General features: G+C 37.2%; 13 protein-coding genes. 9 read left to right on the top strand and 4 right to left on the bottom strand.

Annotated elements, in window-relative coordinates:
- The first annotated feature begins 43 nt into the window (after nt 1–43).
- A complete protein-coding gene (locus ACSBFT_RS06150) occupies nt 44–475 on the top strand; it encodes a hypothetical protein (RefSeq protein WP_489603937.1) in 432 nt (143 codons plus the stop codon).
- 89 nt (nt 476–564) lie between these two features.
- Here the strand turns inward: ACSBFT_RS06150 and ACSBFT_RS06145 are convergent, their stop codons facing one another.
- Together ACSBFT_RS06145 and ACSBFT_RS06140 are read right to left on the bottom strand one after the other, a co-directional pair.
- Nucleotides 565–2,550: a plastocyanin/azurin family copper-binding protein gene (locus ACSBFT_RS06145; RefSeq protein WP_489603936.1), complete on the bottom strand. Its 1,986-nt coding sequence runs from the start codon at nt 2,548–2,550 to the stop codon at nt 565–567.
- Nucleotides 2,551–2,554: 4 nt separating this feature from the next.
- Nucleotides 2,555–4,222: a 3-keto-alpha-glucoside-1,2-lyase-like domain-containing protein gene (locus ACSBFT_RS06140; protein ID WP_489603935.1), complete on the bottom strand. Its 1,668-nt coding sequence runs from the start codon at nt 4,220–4,222 to the stop codon at nt 2,555–2,557.
- A gap of 84 nt (nt 4,223–4,306) precedes the next feature.
- On the opposite strand from ACSBFT_RS06140, the gene ACSBFT_RS06135 reads away from it, so the two are divergent.
- Nucleotides 4,307–5,212, top strand: coding sequence for a nucleotidyltransferase family protein (locus tag ACSBFT_RS06135; RefSeq protein ID WP_489603934.1), 906 nt, complete (start codon nt 4,307–4,309; stop codon nt 5,210–5,212).
- A gap of 669 nt (nt 5,213–5,881) precedes the next feature.
- On the opposite strand, the gene ACSBFT_RS06130 is transcribed toward ACSBFT_RS06135, so the two are convergent.
- Both ACSBFT_RS06130 and lysA read right to left on the bottom strand, forming a co-directional pair.
- The gene (locus tag ACSBFT_RS06130) at nt 5,882–6,892 is read right to left on the bottom strand and encodes a Gfo/Idh/MocA family oxidoreductase (RefSeq protein ID WP_489603933.1); all 1,011 of its coding nucleotides are present in this window, start codon (nt 6,890–6,892) and stop codon (nt 5,882–5,884) included.
- 202 nt (nt 6,893–7,094) lie between these two features.
- Nucleotides 7,095–8,339: a diaminopimelate decarboxylase gene (lysA, locus tag ACSBFT_RS06125; protein WP_463045551.1), complete on the bottom strand. Its 1,245-nt coding sequence runs from the start codon at nt 8,337–8,339 to the stop codon at nt 7,095–7,097.
- A 165-nt stretch (nt 8,340–8,504) separates the two neighbouring features.
- Between lysA and ACSBFT_RS06120 the strand changes: the two genes are divergently transcribed.
- From ACSBFT_RS06120 to ACSBFT_RS06090, 7 genes are all read left to right on the top strand, one after another.
- The gene (locus ACSBFT_RS06120; protein ID WP_489603932.1) at nt 8,505–9,836 is read left to right on the top strand and encodes an alkaline phosphatase D family protein; all 1,332 of its coding nucleotides are present in this window, start codon (nt 8,505–8,507) and stop codon (nt 9,834–9,836) included.
- 61 nt (nt 9,837–9,897) lie between these two features.
- Nucleotides 9,898–10,377, top strand: coding sequence for a peptide-methionine (R)-S-oxide reductase MsrB (msrB, locus tag ACSBFT_RS06115; protein ID WP_463045549.1), 480 nt, complete (start codon nt 9,898–9,900; stop codon nt 10,375–10,377).
- 117 nt (nt 10,378–10,494) lie between these two features.
- Nucleotides 10,495–11,565 (top strand): M42 family metallopeptidase, encoded by a 1,071-nt coding sequence (locus tag ACSBFT_RS06110; protein ID WP_489603931.1) that lies wholly within the window; start codon nt 10,495–10,497, stop codon nt 11,563–11,565.
- Between the two features lie 149 nt (nt 11,566–11,714).
- Nucleotides 11,715–13,049, top strand: coding sequence for an NAD(P)/FAD-dependent oxidoreductase (locus tag ACSBFT_RS06105; RefSeq protein WP_489603930.1), 1,335 nt, complete (start codon nt 11,715–11,717; stop codon nt 13,047–13,049).
- Nucleotides 13,046–14,554 (top strand): 4Fe-4S binding protein, encoded by a 1,509-nt coding sequence (locus tag ACSBFT_RS06100; RefSeq protein ID WP_463045546.1) that lies wholly within the window; start codon nt 13,046–13,048, stop codon nt 14,552–14,554. Before ACSBFT_RS06105 ends, ACSBFT_RS06100 begins: the two co-directional genes overlap by 4 nt.
- A 134-nt stretch (nt 14,555–14,688) precedes the next feature.
- On the top strand, nt 14,689–17,202 hold the full coding sequence (locus ACSBFT_RS06095) for a DUF5686 and carboxypeptidase-like regulatory domain-containing protein (protein ID WP_489603929.1): 2,514 nt from the start codon (nt 14,689–14,691) through the stop codon (nt 17,200–17,202).
- A gap of 324 nt (nt 17,203–17,526) precedes the next feature.
- The gene (locus ACSBFT_RS06090; RefSeq protein WP_463045544.1) at nt 17,527–18,372 is read left to right on the top strand and encodes an MBL fold metallo-hydrolase; all 846 of its coding nucleotides are present in this window, start codon (nt 17,527–17,529) and stop codon (nt 18,370–18,372) included.
- Nucleotides 18,373–18,421: the final 49 nt, after the last annotated feature.

Here is an 18,421-nt window from a genome sequence, read left to right as displayed (position 1 = left end):
TGCTATAATTAAACTATAAGGTCAAATTATACGAATTGAACTCATGAAAAATATCATTACGCTAAGTCTTTTTTTACTAATACCTTTTCCACTTCATGCTCAAATTGGGCTGGAAGATAAGCTAATAGGCATATGGAAAGTAGTAGAAGTACGTTCTACTTTAGAAAGCTTTGATGACCTAGATGAAAAAGAAATAGAAGAGGCAAAAGCAGCACTAGAAGCCTTTGAAGAAAGTGTATTTCACTTTGATTTGAATAATTCTTTTCATTTAGATATCGAATATCCAGAATTTAATAGTCAAAATTTAAAATGGGAGTTGGATAAATTAAAGGGCCGCATCATTATAGAAGATGTAATTGATTTAAAGAACGCTATCTACATAGAAATAGAGTTCATGGAGAAAGAGGAAGACTTATTTTTTAGAATTTTGGATACCCCTATTAACTTAAGGCTTCGGAAAGAAATGCACAAGTAACATTTTTACAAGATACATTTACAAAAGAAACCTCTCAGTAAAGATTAAACTTCACTAAGAGGTTTCTCATTTTTCGTAAATATCTTAGTCTACCTAACCCTCAAAACCCCCTGCATCAGCGTATAATGCCCTGGGAAGGTACAGACAAAAGTATAATCTCCTTTTTCTAAAGGTGCCGTGAAATAGATACTTTCTGAGCTTTCTGGTTGCATTAAACCTGTATGGTAAAGCACATTGTCAGAGTCTGGGATATAGCCTTTATTTGCACCATCAAGTCCCATGTTTTGAGCACTCTGCCCCACTAAATCCACCGTATTTGGTTTCACTATCACCAAGTTGTGCAGCATGTCATCATTATTATTGAAGGTAATTTTGACCGTACTTCCAGCTTTAACTTGAATTTTGGTTTGGTCAAACTTTAAACCTGGTTTAGTGCCCAAAGTAATGTTTACATCGGCTTTGCCATTCCAGCTTAGAGGCATTGTATTTACGCGTTTCTCAGAAATTATCTCCACCACCTTAGTCGGCATATCCATTTTGTGATGCTCATGACTAGTAACGGCGTATTTGCTTAAATCTAAAGCAGCAACAGCCTTGTTTACCGAATTAAGTGTAAAGTAGCCTACCTTGTGCAATAGTTCTTCTTGTGCCACACTTTCTAAGCCAGCGGCAGTTATGCCAAATATGTAACCCAAACGCATAGAATCTACAGCCACATGAACCGACTTACCATCATCAGCAAGTGAAATTCCTTTAATGTTTACCTGTCTTTGATTGATTATTGGGCTTCCGTATGTGTGATGATACTTATAATTAAAGCTTTTTATATCGTAAGAGGCAGGGTTTAAAGCTGCTGATTTATTGGCTTCTTTAGTGAATTCAATAATGAATCCGTCCGATGCTGACTTAATGGCTTTAATTTCAAAAGGCACCTCGCCAGACCAAACTAGTCTTTGTAATCCAAATTTCGATTTCCCAGTGCTTGACCATCCACGGCTTGTCATTCCTACAAACATTGAATTATCTAGTCCCCATCGCATTCTTAAAATACCCGACATAAAACCTTCTACAAAAGGAAAACAAGCTCCTTGATAGACACCATTCACTTTTTCCATGGCCACTCGCATGATGGTAGAATGCCCTTGGTCACCCACAAAATATTGTCCTTCAAAGGGTCCAAATTTGCCTTTAGATACATCTTGAACAATATCTGAAGTAGAAATCCCCATCAATGTATGCGGAAACCAAACAGCCGGCGGTTTAATACCAGGCACACGCTGAGCTACATCAAATAATGGTTCTCCAGTATCAGGAATATCCTCCGGCTTTAATTTTACAGGAGAATTAGGCTCTCCAGACCAAACAAGACTCTCTGGGTTACCCGCAAAGTCTCCTTTTTCTAAATGTGTCATTCTGCCTGAACCTACCCAGTCACCTTGATTTTCGGCATAAAAAATATCGCCAACATCATTTACCATGTAACCAGCTGGAGACCTTAATCCTGCAGCCCAAGGTTCCATTTTTCCATTCTCGTCTAATGTCAGCATCCAGCCTCTCCATTTAGATTGTGAGGAACCATGCCCTATCCAGTCTAGATTTAATGTAAAAAGTTTTTTGCCATCTGGCATCAAAACAGGACCGTAAGAATATTGATGATAATTTCCTGAAAGCGGCCATTGATAGTATGATTGATAGACATCTGCACGGTCGTCTCCGTCCACATCTTCCAAAATAGTCACTTCTCCTCTTTGCGTCACCCAAAGCTTATTATCAATAAAATTCATGCCCAGTGGTTCGTGAAGACCTTCGGCATATTTGCTAAAAGTAGGCCGCGTGTTATTAATCATATATGGATTGTTTATCATCCATACATCGCCTCTTCTGGTGGTGGTTGCCAATCTTCCGTCTGGTAAAACGGTCATCCCTCCTACTTCCATTTCTAATCCTTCCGGAGTAGGAATGTTTTCTATCCTATAATAATCTTCTTCTGTTTTTAGAACTCCTTGAGCTATTGTTTGAGAAACAGAGCAAAAGAGCAGAAGAATTAAGCCTATATTTTTTATATACAATTTCATTTTTTTACCAGATTAATTTGAATGATTCAATAGCACTTGCCTTTCCAGAAAGTGAACTAATTCCATTTTCTGTTTTAATTTCTAAGGCAACCTTCTTTGCCAATTGAATGTAATAGTCATCTATTCTATACAGGGTATCTCCTACTTTCTCTACTTTTTTACCCATTCCCAGTAAGTAGTTGACATCCTTGTTATCCGCCGAAATAGTGTATTCGAAGCCATTTTTCACAGGCTCTATTTTTTGGCTTACAGCCGAACCATTTAAAGTATGTAGGTAAGTGGGTAGGTTTCTATCGTCAATAAAGTATTCTTTGAAAAGAACGACATCATTTTTACCCAGGAAGAAACTTGGCTTTCCTGATAAAGTAACTACCTGGCCTAAAGGTTTTAATAATTGAGGTTCACCTCTGTTAAACCACATTTCTGTTACATCAGCAAAATCTCCTTTCCAAACATAAAGCATAGAAGCATCTACCAAGTCAATAGAATAGTTTTTCTTTTCTGCTGTGCCAATAGAGAGTGTTGTGGTTTTCTTTTCCCCTTTGAAATCCATAAACGAGCGAATCATTTGAGCTCGTGTTCCAGTTGGGTTTTCAAAAATTCCTCCTGGAAGTTGTGGTGCAGGCAAGCTTTTGTAAGGATGAAGTCCATAAGGTTTAAAATCGCTACCTGAAACATAAAGTCCGAAAGCTGGTTTTTGCCATGTTCTTCTGTAGAAATACTCAAAGCTGTGCTTTCCTTTTTCCAATTCAACTAAAGCGGTTAAAGGCTGACGATTCACCATACCATCCGCTCCTAGCACTTTTTTCCCATCAATTTTCAAATAACCAAATCCTGAGTATTCTATGGTAATGGCATATTTATCTGTTTGGGCTACATCAATATCGCCAGTATAGTCTATTGAAAACCATCTGAAATCATGAGGAATATCAATACGTAACCCCTCCGATTTTCCTTTTATTGGGGCCGTTTCCGTTGGGCTCCACTCCTTTTCCCATCCATTTGTTTCTTGCAGCGTATAATTCAAATTAGATATGCTGATAGGTGTTCTGTACCCTAATTCTATGTACTTAATATTTTTAACTGCCAGCAATCCATTGGAAACGTCAAAGGCAATAGAGGTAGGTTCCAAGATTGGATTTTGAACAATATAATTTTCAAAAACTATAACATCATTTAAAACCACTTTTTCGAGTACGGCCAAGCCACCATTTATTGGTGAAGTATAGGCTAGTTCAATTTTTTGCCATAATCCGGGTAATTTACTTACTTCCTGTTTTGGCTTTTGCACTGTATTATTTGTAGTAATAATGCTCCCAAATTTGCCATTCTTTTCGTTGGCAGATTGGTCTAGATTAAGTTTTAAGCCATTTCCTAAAATAAAGGAGGCCTTTGTCTCTGGGTTTTGTAAAATCTCAAATTCAATTTTATAATCATTGAACTTTTTCTTTGATTTCAACACAGATTTACCATTCACAAATAAGATACCTGTGCCATTGGTCAGCTCCATTTTGTCTTCAAAAGGATGTACTGAAATGGCAAGTGCATCACGCCATTGAGCACCAGTAGCCTCCCAATCTGATTTATTCATGGAAGTGGCGGGGAAGTCTTGGGCATGCAAACCCACAAAAGGAAGCAGAAGGAATATCAGCTTCCAATAGGATAATTTCATAGTAGGGAATTAGATTAATTGTTTCAAATTTATAGAAGTCCGTTCTAGATTTCTATTTTTGCGTCACAATTTACGAAACCAAGAATGAGCAAACCAACTTTATTGATTTTAGCTGCTGGAATGGGTAGCAGATATGGTGGAATTAAGCAACTGGACCAATTTGGACCTTCTGGCGAGACCATTATAGATTATTCACTTTATGATGCCATCAGAGCTGGTTTTGGTAAAGTAGTCTTTATAATCAGAGAGGAACTAAGAGAAGATTTCGAGAAGACCTTCGGTCCAAAATTGACTGGTAAAATTGAATATGACTACGCTATTCAAGGCTTCCAGAGTTATGTTCCAGAATCTTTAGGAAATGTAGAACGAGCCAAACCATGGGGTACGGGTCATGCTATGCTTTGTGCATGGGAACAAACCGAAACGCCATTTGCGGTTATAAATGCAGATGATTTTTACGGAGCGGAAGCTTATAAAACAATGGCTAATTTCTTATCTACCAATACAGAACAAAACGTTCATGCGATGGTAGGTTATCAGGTTAAAAATACACTTTCTGAAAACGGAACGGTTTCTAGAGGTGTATGCGAAAAAGATGGAGACGGATTCTTAACCTCTGTGGTAGAAAGAACAAAAATATTAAGAAACGAAGCGGGTCAAATAGAATTTTTAGATAACGGTGAACCGGAAGCTTTAGGAGAAAATACACCTGTTTCTATGAATTTCTGGGGTTTTATGCCAAGTGCATTTGCCAAGACGAAAGAATACTTTGAAACATATGCCAAAGAAAATTACGATGCTCCAAAGGCAGAGTTTTATATTCCTACTATCATGAGTCAAATGATGGGTGAAGGCGTAGGAAAATGTATGGTTTTTGATACAGCTTCTGATTGGTTTGGAGTAACTTATCCAGAAGATAAGCCAGACGTTCAGGCTTCTATTCAGAAATTAGTGAATGATGGAGCTTACCCTTTGAAGCTTTGGGAGTAGGTTTTGTTCTTGATAGCACACTAGCTTAAGACCTTTCTGCCCTTAGGCAGAGATTAGACACGGATATTTTTGTCCGTGTCTTTTTTTGTTTCATTTCAACCCTTTCAAGGTTGTGACCATTACTTCGATTTTGCATTCTATTTACTTTTAACCCCTCTGGGGTTTCCTTACTTCGGATATTATTGCTTTTTGGTATGCCCGAATGGGCTAGAATATGAGTAGAAAACAAATAGATGAAGATTTTTGGAAGCCTGCAGGGCTTCAATATCCTTTTCGTCGAAATTCACATTCAACCCTTTCTGGGTTGTGACTATTACTTCGATTTTTAATTCTATTCACTTTTAACCCTTCTGGGGTTTCCTTACTTCGGATATTATTGCTTTTTGGCAAGCCCGAATGGGCTAGAATATGCATAGAAATAACAGCTTCTTTATCTTAGAAGCCTTGAGGGCTTCAACGTTCTTTTCTATTAATTTTAACCCCTCTGGGTTACTCTACTTCCGATACTATCAAATAAGCCCGAATGGGCTTGAATATGAATAGGAAGAATAGCTTTTTTATCCCAAAAGCCTGGAGGGCTTCAAGATTAAACAGACCAGACAAAAAAGACACGGATACTATTAATAATATCCGTGTCATAATATGTTCTCCAAATCTATAAAAGAGATATTACCCCTTCTTCACTTCCTCAATAACCCTAATCTGCTCTGCTATTTCTTCTGGTTTAATGATGGCTTCGGCCCCGTTTAGAATAACATCAGCTAAGTTATTATAGAGCTGCATCCAGTCGCCACCAAAAGTATCAATTTCGCCTTTCATCTCCATTCCAGCAAGATTAGCGGTTAGTTGACCATTATATTCTATCGCCTCAAAACCAAAGTCAGGATCAACACCAGGAAGCATTCCTGCTTTCAAATGGTCTTCTTGAGGGTCTAAACCGTATTTGATAAAAGAACCATTTGTGCCATGAACTACATATCTAGGCTCGGCTTCTTTCACCATCAAACTAGCACTCAGTTTGACTTTAACCTTGCCATAATCCATACTCATGTTAAAGGCATCGTCTATATTACTGTTTTCTCTTTGAATAAAAACATCACCACCTACGCCTTCTGGGTTACCGAATAAATAGATAGCTTGGTCAATCAAATGAGCTCCTAAATCATAAATTATTCCGTTGGCAGGCGTCACCGCTTCTTTCCAAGGTTTTTTATTCAAGATTGGATTATAACGGTGCCATCTTGCTTCATAAGAAAGTACTTCACCCAAAACACCAGATTCAATCACTCTTTTTACGGTCATAAAATCACCATCAAAACGTCTGTTCTGATAAACCATCAAAGTTTTGTTCACCTTTTTACAAAGTTCCACCAATTCCTTAGCCTCGTCATAGGTAGCCGTCATTGGTTTTTCTACCAAAACATGCTTTCCTGCATTTAAAGCTCTTTTACAATAGTCGAAATGCGTACTGCTAGGTGAACAAATAGAAATAAGGTCAATCTCAGGGTCGGCAATAAGTTGGTCTAAATTAGCTGCTTTTTCGGTCCCCTTAAAGAGGTCTTGTCCAATGTCCTGAGAAGTAACAATGTACTTCAATTGGAAATTTGGGTTTAATACAAAAAATGGTGCTTGTAACCATCTACCTGAGAGTCCGAATCCTACTAATCCTACTTTTATCATTTTAAATTGCTTAGTGCTATTAGCTTTGAGCCTTTAGCCTATTTTTGGTTGAATACTATTATAAAATCTTGTCACAAGGTAATACCTTTTAGACAATTGTTTGATGCTTGACGGTAGGTGTTAGATGATTTTTTCAGCTTTACTGATTTCTTCTTTCGATGAACAAAACACCGTTCATCTAACACCAATCATCTGACTTTCATTAGTCCAACTCCACCTCTATCTGATGTCTCAAAATATCTTCGAGCGTTTCTCTTTCTCTAATTAAATGCGTGTTTTGGTTATAAACTAGTATTTCCGCAGGTTTTGTTCTAGAATTATAGTTGGATGCCATGCTAAAACAGTAAGCTCCTGCATTTTTCATCGCGATGATATCTCCTGGATTAACCACTGGAAGTGTTCTGTCTTTTCCTAAGGTATCTGTTTCACAAATATATCCTACGATATCGTAAGTTTCTTTTTTAGAATCATCCAGATTGCTCACATTAAGTATCTCTTGGTAAGCATCATACATCATAGGTCTAATCAAATGATTTAGACCAGAATCAACGTGAACGAAGTTCCTAGCAGGGTTATGTTTAACCACGTTGCAGGTCATTAAAAACGTACCACTTTCACTTACCAAATATTTACCAGGCTCAAACCATAGCTGAACTGGTTTGCCATATCTTTTCTCAAATGACAAAAACTCTTTCACCACTTCCTTTCCAATCTCTTTCATTTCCGTAATGACGTCATCGGAGTGATATGCCACTTTAAAACCAGAACCCATGTCTATAAACTCTAGGTTGGGGAAATGCTTTTCGGCCACTTCAAAAGACTTTTTCATCGCCTTTATGATGACAGAACCATCTTTAAAATCGGAACCATTATGCTGATGAATACCTACTATTTTAAGCTTATAAGTATTAACCAGTGCTATCACCCTGTCAATATAATCTATTGGAATCCCAAATTTAGAATCGGCATGTCCTGTAGAAATCTTCAAATTCCCACCAGCCATTATCGCAGGATTTAACCTAATCGCAATGGGATGGGCGTTGCCATACTTTTTTCCGTATTCCTCTAAAAGGTTTAAACTGTCGATATTAAGTCTAATGCCAAGAGTAAGAGCATTTTCAATTTCAGAAAAGGCTACACCGCTGGGTGTGTATTGAATTTGTGAAGGATTATAACCCGCTTTTAAGGCTAATTGTATCTCTTCAATAGATACTACATCTATATCTACGCCATTTTTTAACATCAATTTAAGTATACTGATGTTGGTTAATGCTTTGCACGCATATTTAAGTTTGACCGTAACACCTTCAAAAGCATCTCTCATTTTTAAGATTTGCTCTTCTATTTTGTTTCCATCATAAACATAAAGTGGTGAACCAAATTCTGCTATTAAATCTGAGGGTTCACGATGCTGAATGAGATATTTCCCGTTTTCTAAAGTTATCAATGTGCCTGTAAATTAAATTTTGGCAAAGATATGGAAAGCATTGAAAGTCTATAAGTATATGTTTTAACTTTGAGAAAGGATTTCAATGTAATCCTTTAAATATCTTCTTAAACAGTTTGTTTTGCTGTTTAAACAAGAATTTCTTCAACGATTAAAAATCAAAAAATGCTAAAAAAACTATTACCCTTTGTACTATTATTTGCTTCACTGAATTCGTGGGCTCAAATAGTAGCGGGTCCCATGCTGGGTTATTCTGAAATGAGAGAGGTTATGCTCTGGGTACAAACGGAGGCATCTTCTGTGGTGAAATACAATTACTGGGTTAAAGGTGGAGATGGAACAAAATTCTCTACGGAGCCAATAATCACCCAAAAAGACAACTATTTCATTGCAAAGGCAATTGCTGAAGAAGTATTGCCAGGCAATAAGTACGAATACGAACTTATTATTGATGGCGTAACACAGAGCTTTGATTATCCATTAGCATTTCAAAGTCAAACGCTTTGGCAATATAGAACTGACCCTCCAGCCTTCAAATTTGCGGTTGGAAGTTGTGTTTATACCAATGAGCCTGCCTTTGATAGACCTGGTCGTGGATATGGTTATACCTTTGATATTTTCAATAAAATTTACGATACTAAACCAAACTTTATGGTTTGGGGTGGAGATAATATTTATCTAAGAGAAGCGGATTGGAATACTAGAAGTGGTGTTTACAAAAGATACATCGACTTTAAGAAACAACCAGAACTTCAAAAATTATTTGCCAATACACATCATTATGCCACATTGGATGACCATGATTTTGGGCCAAATGATGCAGATAGGTCTTATTGGGGTAAGTCTTGGACTTTGGATGCCTTTGAGCAAAACTGGGGAAACCCTAACTATATTTTTCCAGGAGAATCAGTAACAGGTACTTTTTTCTGGGAAGATGTACAGTTTTTCATGATGGATAATCGCTCTTTCCGAGCTCCAAATTATCTGAATGATGATGCGAAAGATTACTTTGGTGAAAAACAATTAAACTGGCTTATAGATGCCTTGACACATAGTAGAGCACCTTTCAAATTTGTGGTTACCGGTGGGCAAGTGTTAAACAAAGCTGCCGTCTTTGAAAACATGTCAACCTTTCCGGTGGAGCAAAAGAAATTGCTTGATGCCATTGAGAAGAATAACATCAGCGGCGTTATATTTATTACGGGTGATAGACACCATACTTCTCTTAGAAAAATGGAGAGAGCGGGAAATTACCCACTTTATGATTTAACTATTTCTTCTTTAACTTCTGGTATGGCAAAACCAATGGATATGGAAAGAACCGATCCTGATTTAATTCCGAATTCCATAGTGGAAGATCTTCAGAATTTCGGCATATTAGAAGTGTCTGGCGAAAGAACCAACCGTGTCTTAAAAATAAATATTATTGACAACACGGGTAAGGACAGATGGAAATATGAAATAAAAGCGAATGATTTAAGAAAGCCTAAGAAGTAGGATTTTGAATCATTGATAATCCTATTTTGAATCAATCTCGTAAGTGTAATAAAATGAAATTATGAAAAATATAATAATGGCCATTTTGGCTTTAACCATGTTTAGTTGCACGTCAAAAGCCCAAGTTCAAAACACCGATTGTCAACTAGAAAAAGTGAAGAAATCTGACAAAGAATGGAAGTCACAGCTGACAAACACGCAATATTATGTTGCCAGAAAGTCTGGAACTGAAAGAGCGTTTTCTGGGATATATTGGGACAATAAAAAGGATGGCGTTTATAAGTGTATCGGATGTGGATTGCCACTGTACTCTTCTAAAACGAAATTTAAATCTGGCACGGGTTGGCCTTCCTTTTATGAAGCGGTGGATCCATGCAATGTGAAGGAAATAAAAGATTCTTCTCTTGGAATGGTTAGAATTGAAGTAGTATGTGCTAGGTGTGAATCTCATTTAGGGCATGTTTTCAATGATGGTCCTAAACCCACTGGATTGCGTCACTGTATAAATTCTGCCAGTTTAGATTTTGAAGAAAAGATTTAAATGATTTAAGAAATCATAAAGTAATATATTTTACAATAATTTTAAATAGGGTTTGGTTTTCTTACTAGAGAGCCAAACCCTATTTTTGCTTTTAGACATATATCCAATTAAGATCAAATGGAAAAAAACATAGAATTTCTTTACGAATACCTCAATAATGCCTCTCCTACTGGCTTTGAACATCCCGGCCAACAGATTTGGTTAGATTATATCAGACCATTTATAGATGAGACTATTATTGACAGTTACGGTACGGCTGTAGGGGTTATTAATCCCGGACAAGATTACAGTGTGGCTATCGAAGCTCATGCAGATGAAATCTCGTGGTTCGTAAATTATATTACACCAGAAGGATACATATACGTTATCAGAAATGGTGGTTCCGACCATCAGATAGCTCCTTCTATGAGAGTTAACCTGCATACCCGTCATAATGGCTTAGTAAAAGGTATCTTTGGCTGGCCTGCCATCCATGTTAGAGGTGGAGAAAAGGAAGAAGCACCATCTTTAAAGAATATTTTTATAGACGTGGGAGCTTCTACGGCAGAAGAAGTGCTAGAAATGGGCATTCATGTAGGTACGGTAATTACATTTGAAGATGGTCTTACAGAACTTAATAATAAATATTACACCGGTCGAGCTTTAGACAACAGGATGGGCGGTTATGTGATAGCGGAAGTGGCTAGAAAACTGCATGAGAATAAAGTGAAGCTACCGTTTACGCTTTATATCGTTAATGCTGTTCAGGAGGAGATTGGCCTTAGGGGTGCAGAAATGATCAGTAGAAGGTTAAAGCCCAATGTGGCCATTATAACAGATGTAACCCACGACACACAATCTCCAATGTATGACAAAAAGAAGTCTGGAGATGTGGCTTGTGGTAAAGGTCCGACAGTTTGTTATGGTCCAGCGGTTCAAAACAACCTTCTGAACTTCATTATAGACACGGCAGAAGAAAAAGGAATTCCGATTCAACGTCAGGCCACTAGCCGCTCTACGGGTACAGATACGGATGCGTTTGCTTATTCTGGAGAAGGTGTTCCTTCTGCATTAATGTCACTTCCTTTGAAGTATATGCATACTACGGTAGAAACATGTTCTAAAGAAGATATTCAGGCCTGCATAAATTTGTACTATGAATTATTATTGAAATTAGAATCAGGTCAAGACTTTAAGTACATAAAATAGTCAAAAAAAACTGATTTACGATTACCCCAAGGACAGGTGTTCTTGGGGTTTCTTTTTATCTTGTGATTGAGATAAAAAAAAGAATATATCAAACCCAAACCCTATTGGATGATTCCTCGTATTTCAAACAACTCTAACTAATAGCCTCAATGCATATAGCCATCATCGGAAATGGTATAAGTGGTATTACTGCCGCCAGACACATTAGAAAGCTGTCTGACCATAAAATTACCGTTATTTCATCTGAAACCGAACATTTCTATTCCAGAACAGCCCTTATGTATATTTACATGGGACACATGAAATACGAACACACTAAGGGCTACGAAGATTGGTTTTGGGAGAAAAATAGAATTGACTTGGTTTTTAATCATGTCAGTTCCATCGACTTTGATTCTAAAAATTTGACATTCTCAAATAGATCTCAATCTTTGACATATGATAAATTAGTAATAGCCACAGGCTCTGCACCTAATAAATTCGGTTGGCCGGGTCAGGATTTAAATGGCGTTCAAGGGCTTTATTCCATGCAAGACTTGGAGAAATTAGAAGAGCTCTCGCCAAAAATAGAACATGCTGTGATAGTGGGTGGTGGTTTAATCGGTCTTGAATTAGCAGAAATGCTCAAATCCAGAAATAAAAAGGTAACCATGTTAGTGAGAGAATCTTCTTTTTGGAATGGTATTCTACCCGAGGCAGAGTCTGAAATGCTTAACGAGCATATTAAAGAGCATCATATAGATTTAAGACTTAATACCGAACTATCAGAAATTAAAGATGATGGAGAAGGTAATGCCGATGGTGTTGTCCTTAAAAATAAAGAGATTTTGGAATGTCAATTTGTAGGGCTCACGGTAGGGGTTAGTGCCAATATCTCGTTTTTAAAAGAAACAGGTTTAGAAATAGATAAGGGCATTTTAATCAATGAATATTTAGAGACCAATATATCAGATGTATATGCTATTGGAGACTGCTGTCAGCATAAAAACCCTCCTCCAGGGAGAAGGCCAACAGAGCAAATCTGGTACACAGGGAAGATTATGGGTGAAACTTTGGCAAAAAGTCTATGCGGGCAAAGAACTAAGTATGAGCCTGGTGTATTTTACAACTCGGCAAAATTCTTAGATATAGAGTACCAGACTTATGGAAATATACTGGCAAAACCTGAAGAAGATGTGGAGAGCTTTCATTGGAAGCATCCAGAAAAACACGTTTTAGTAAGGTTAAACTTTGAAAAATCAAGTAAATCCATCATCGGTGTAAACACCTTCGGTATTAGAATGCGGCACGAAGTATGGGATAAATGGCTCACAGACAAAACCCACGTAGAAGATATTTTAGTAGACCTCTCAAAAGCCAATTTTGACCCTGAATTCTATGCCACTTACGAGGCAGACATCGTTTCTCATTATAATCAGACTTACGGCACCCATTTAAAACTGAAAAAGCCTAAGAAGAGCTTTTTCTCAAAACTATTCAAATGAACATAAATCAAGTAAAAAATATAGGAACAGTAATCATCCTGAGTGCCCTTACGCTTTGGATAGGTGTGCTATTTGGGAATAGTTTTCAGCTAGATGAAGCTACCTTTAATGATACGGTATCTAGCGAACACCGTGTTTTGCTTAAAGAGAAATTAGCCCCACAGTTTGAATCAGAATCATCTAATGTTTTTTCTTTTAATAATGCCATAGAAGCTGCAGAAGCCGAGGTAAACAAATCGCTAGAAAACGAAGGAAAAGGGGATTTGAAAATCTCGAATTCCTATCAAATGTCCCTCACCAAGGCATCTGGAGTAGGCTTTGTCTCAAAATACAATACACTACTTTTCTTTTTGGTATTTGGCATGCTAATTTTTGGGACCATGCTGTTTGTCCTTCCTGATTTAAAAAAGCTTCCAGGCATCAAAAACAACGGTATTTTTACACATCCTGTCAATAGAGGAAAGGTGCTAGGTATTATTTTGGGAAGTTTATTTATATCTTTTTATATACTGCTTTACTTTTTCCCTCAATATATAGTTAACTGGCTTATCGTTTTAGACCCTTTAAGTAAGGTTATGAATGGTGGTTTGGCTAGCCAGTGGTTTTTATATGGTTTCCTTTACACGGTCGCTGTATTAACGATGGGCGTAAGAATGCTTATCAAATACCGACATAGCAAGTATCAAATGGTAAGAACTTGCTCAGTGATGTTCTTTCAGCTGATTTTTGCTTTTATGATTCCAGAAATACTCTCAAAACTGAATTTGCCATCGGCAGATTTAAAAAACATGTGGCCGCTGGACTATTCGTTTTTCTTCGATTATAGGATTGATCAAAAAATAGAGGCAGGAACTTTAGGAACCTTTATGTTCGTATGGGGAATTGTTCTTTTTGCCGTAGGTGTACCGGTCTTGACTTATTTCTTTGGAAAAAGATGGTATTGTAGCTGGGTTTGTGGCTGTGGCGGTTTAGCAGAGACTTTAGGTGACCCTTTCCGTCAGTTGTCTAACAAGAAAATCAAGGCTTGGAGATTTGAAAGGTATTCCATCCATATTGTTTTAGTCTTCGCTGTAGTAATGACTGCAGGCGTTTTGTACACTTATTTTACCGGTGAGCCAAAAGTAATGGGAGTTTTGGATACGGGAACCCTACGCTATTACTATGGCTTCGGAATAGGTGCTATATTTTCAGGTGTTGTAGGCACAGGCTTCTATCCTGTCATGGGAAACAGGGTTTGGTGTAGATTTGGCTGCCCATTAGCAGCTTATTTAGGCCTAGTACAACGTTTCAAAAGTAGATTTAGAATTACCACCAATGGAGGCCAATGTATCTCTTGCGGAAACTGTTCTACTTACTGCGAGCAAGGTATTGATGTGAAATGGTATGCACAGAGAGGACAAGACATTGTAAGGTCTTCATGTGTGGGCTGCGGGGTGTGTTCAGCAGTATGCCCTAGAGGAGTTTTAAATCTAGAAAATCTTCCAATAGTCACAAGAAAAATCTAAGTAAATCGCCTTTATGTTATAATGGCTTCTTAAAAACAAAAGTAATTCAAGTTAACACTTAGGATAAAAAACTAATCGACTTTCAAATACGTTAACACACATAGTTTTGACTACTATATGCAAATTAAAAATAAGTGAAAAAGTCGTTGTTTTTGTCCATCATAATTGGTCTATTTTCTCCAGTTATTTTGGCTCAAAGTATAAATATTAAGGGGAAAGTTTTTGACAATGTAACTAAAGAGCCCTTGCCTTTTACTTCCATTAGTTTAAAAGGAACTACGGTAGGTACTAATTCAGATTTTGAAGGTAATTTTTCGCTAAGTTTTGAAGATATTTCCCCAGATTCTCTTCAGCTGAGCAGCATGGGATATGAGACGCTGTTTTTCCCTTTAAAGAAAGACTCCTCAGGAATCGTCATGAAGGACCAATTTCTCAAAATATCTTTAAATCCAGGTGTTATTCAGTTAGCAGAAGTGGTGGTTTATGGCGGTGAAAACCCTGCTTGGCGAATTTTACGCAAAGTGGTGGACAATAGAGATGCCAACAATTTCAAGAAGCTAGATGGTTATGAGCACGGCAGTTATAATAAAGTAGAAATTGATGTCAATAAAGTGGGTTCTAATCTAGAAAAAAGAAAGATTACCCAGAAAATAAATGCTGCTATAGAAACCGTAGGAACACTTACTGATGATGATGGCGAAAAACTGCTTCCAATGTTTATCTCCGAATCAATTTCGGACTACTACTTTCTGAATAAACCCAGATTATCTAAGGAGGTTATTAAGAAAACCAATATTAAAGGTATCGCCGTAACCGATGGGAGCCTTACTTCTCAGCTTATAGGTTCCACCTTTCAGCAGTATAACTTTTACGATAATCAGTTGAATGTTCTTCAAAAGAATTTCACCTCTCCTATTGGTAATGACTGGAAATCGGCATACGAGTATTATTTAGTAGACAGTTTTGAGGTAGAAGATGGTGACTTCTATTATGAAATTCAGTTTGAACCTAAACGAAAACAAGATTTAGTTTTCACGGGTTATATGTGGCTGAGTAAGGCTAAAAGTGCTTTAGTGATGATAGATGCTACCATTACCAAAGATGCCAATTTGAATTTTATAGAAAGAATTAAAATTCAGCAAGAGTTAGAACAAGTGGAAGAGGTCTATTTTCCCATAAAAAATCGTGTGGTGGTGGATGTTTCTGAAATCACCAGCAAGTCTCCCGGACTTTTACTAAAGTTCACCAGCTATAACCAAGACATAAAAATTAATCAACCCCGTGATTTAGCTTTTTTCAAAAGTGGTGCAATAGAGCTTTCGGACAACTACAATGAAAGAAGCATGGATTATTGGCAGTCTGTAAGACCAGAACCATTTTCTGCGGACGAAAAGATGGCTTACATGATGATTGACAGCATGAAGCAGGTTCCGGTGGTAAAAAGAATTACGGGATTAATTAATTTGGCTTCTACCGGGTATGGTAAGCTATTTCATGGTGTAGATGTAGGGCCACTGATTCATTCAGCTGCTTTGAACGATTATGAAGGTTTAAGATTACGTTTTGGACTAAGGACTAATATTGATTTTAGCAAGAAATGGATTCTTCAAGGTTACGCCGCTTACGGCTTTAAAGATGAGGGCTGGAAAGGTGGGGCTAGTGTCACTAGAATTCTTACAAAAAACCCATGGACCACCATTAAAATGGGTTATGACAAAGATATAGAACAAGTGGGTTTTAGTACGGATGATATAGGTTCCAGCACCCTTTACTCGGCTGCAGTTAGATTTGGAACATTAAGAAGACCTTACTATCAGAAAAACGCCTACGCTCAGTTTCAAACCGATATCTCTAAAGGTGTAACAGCTAGAGTTAGTCTTCAGAATAAAACATTTGACCCCTTATATAACTTTGTTTACCTAGACGATTTAAGAGACGTTTCTTCTACTAGAAGCTCTTTCATAACTTCAAATATAAAAACAGAATTAGTTTTTGCTCGTGATCAACTTTCTGTAGTGAGCGATAACGACCGTCTGGATTTTGGAACAGTGAAATCTCCTACGGTTACATTGTCTTACGAGTTAGGTTTAAAAGGGGTGCTTAATAGTGATTTCAAATATCAAACAGTAGGTATTAAATATAAGCATCAGTTGAATTTTGGATATTTTGGTAAAACCTATTACAGAGCAGAAGTCAGTAAAATATTTGGCACTCTGCCCTATCCCTTATTGAAAAACCATTTGGGTAATGAAACCATTATTTCGGTTTCCAACTCTTTTAACCTGATGAATAATTCGGAATTCTTGAGTGATGAATTTGCCTATGCTCGTTATTATCACGATTTCGAAGGCTTATTATTCAATCGCTTTCCACTTATTAAAAAGTTGAAATGGAGAACTTTCACAACTGGTAAGTTCTTAATTGGTAATTTAACAGATAGAAACCTAGAAATGTCTATGCCTACAGCCGAAGAGGGTTTTATACCTTTTAAAAGTTTGAATCCTTCTAAGCCATACATAGAGTTGGGCTATGGTATTAGTAATATTTTTAGGGTATTTAGGGTGGAAGCCGTACATAGGCTTACTTATTTAGAAAATCCTAACACTAAGAGATTTGGCGTTAAGATTGCTGCAGAAATTACGCTATAATGACTTAAACCCGCTTTATGCATTGGCAATCTCCCGATAGTTATCGGGACCGTAGCTTAATTGCTTCAAATCAGTTCGTAAACCCATTTAAACTCAATCACCAGAGCGGTCTATGCTAATCTCGTTTAAATGTCTGATTTATTACACTTTAGCTACTCATTACAATTCTCCAATGCATAAGCCGGGTTTAATTGTCTGATTTATTGTATTTTATATCTCATAACGATTTTCCAACGCATATTCCGAGTTAAAATATTAGAATTGTTTTTCAAGAAGTTGTGGTTCAAATTGGTCTAAGCTTTAGTTTATCTATAATTTTAGGATATGAATTTACATGTAATAGACGCTGGAAATTTCAAATTAGATGGTGGTGCCATGTTTGGGGTTGTGCCTAAACAACTATGGTCAAAGAAGATACCCGCGGATGAACTCAATCTTTGTAGTTGGAAAATGCGATGCCTGCTCATAGAAGATGGCGATAGGCTAACGCTTGTAGATACAGGTATGGGAGACAAACAGTCTGAAAAGTGGCTTTCATACTACTATAGACATGGTGATGGCGACTTGATTAAATCAATTAGGGCAAAGGGATTTCATGAAAATCAAATTACGGATGTAATTCTGAGTCATTTGCATTTTGACCATGCTGGAGGTGCAGTGAAATGGAATTCTTCAAGAGATAAACTAGAACTTACCTTCCCTAATGCTAAATATTGGACCCATTCTGCACATTGGCAATGGGCCAATAACCCGAACGATAGAGAGGCTGCAACCTTCTTAAAAGAAAATCTTGGTCCCATTGAAGATTTAGGTCATTTGAACTTTATAGATAAGACAAAGAATGCTTTTGGGTCTAACTATGAGTTTCTTTATGCCAACGGTCATACTGAAAAAATGATTATGCCTGTCGTCAATTTAAATGGACAAAAAGTAATTTTTATAGCAGATACTGTTCCTTCTCATGCTCATATTCACGTGCCTTGGGTTATGGGATATGATGTAAGGCCCTTAGAAACCATGAGAGAAAAGGATTTTCTTTTGAACAGGATAATAGAGGAAAACATGCTGGTTTATTTTGACCACGACCCATTTTACGAAGTATGCAGCATTCAGAATACCGAAAAAGGATTTAAACCAGATTATACGGGAAACCTAGCCGACTATCTATGATTCAAACCGCAAGTCGCTTTTTAAACCTTCCTATAAACATTGACCCATC

It is taken from the genome of Arcticibacterium sp. SM2516, assembly GCF_057914865.1.
The sequence above is the reverse complement of the archived record's forward strand: the minus strand, read 5'-3'. Positions and strand labels throughout refer to the sequence as shown.

Coding starts and splice junctions, on each gene's coding strand:
- ACSBFT_RS06120 (WP_489603932.1), top strand. CDS start 8,505: ATGCTAAAAAAACTATTACCCTTTGTACTATTATTTGCTTCACTGAAT.
- ACSBFT_RS06100 (WP_463045546.1), top strand. CDS start 13,046: ATGAACATAAATCAAGTAAAAAATATAGGAACAGTAATCATCCTGAGT.
- msrB (WP_463045549.1), top strand. CDS start 9,898: ATGAAAAATATAATAATGGCCATTTTGGCTTTAACCATGTTTAGTTGC.
- ACSBFT_RS06135 (WP_489603934.1), top strand. CDS start 4,307: ATGAGCAAACCAACTTTATTGATTTTAGCTGCTGGAATGGGTAGCAGA.
- ACSBFT_RS06110 (WP_489603931.1), top strand. CDS start 10,495: ATGGAAAAAAACATAGAATTTCTTTACGAATACCTCAATAATGCCTCT.
- ACSBFT_RS06130 (WP_489603933.1), bottom strand. CDS start 6,892: ATGATAAAAGTAGGATTAGTAGGATTCGGACTCTCAGGTAGATGGTTA.
- ACSBFT_RS06090 (WP_463045544.1), top strand. CDS start 17,527: ATGAATTTACATGTAATAGACGCTGGAAATTTCAAATTAGATGGTGGT.
- ACSBFT_RS06150 (WP_489603937.1), top strand. CDS start 44: ATGAAAAATATCATTACGCTAAGTCTTTTTTTACTAATACCTTTTCCA.
- ACSBFT_RS06105 (WP_489603930.1), top strand. CDS start 11,715: ATGCATATAGCCATCATCGGAAATGGTATAAGTGGTATTACTGCCGCC.
- ACSBFT_RS06145 (WP_489603936.1), bottom strand. CDS start 2,550: ATGAAATTGTATATAAAAAATATAGGCTTAATTCTTCTGCTCTTTTGC.
- ACSBFT_RS06140 (WP_489603935.1), bottom strand. CDS start 4,222: ATGAAATTATCCTATTGGAAGCTGATATTCCTTCTGCTTCCTTTTGTG.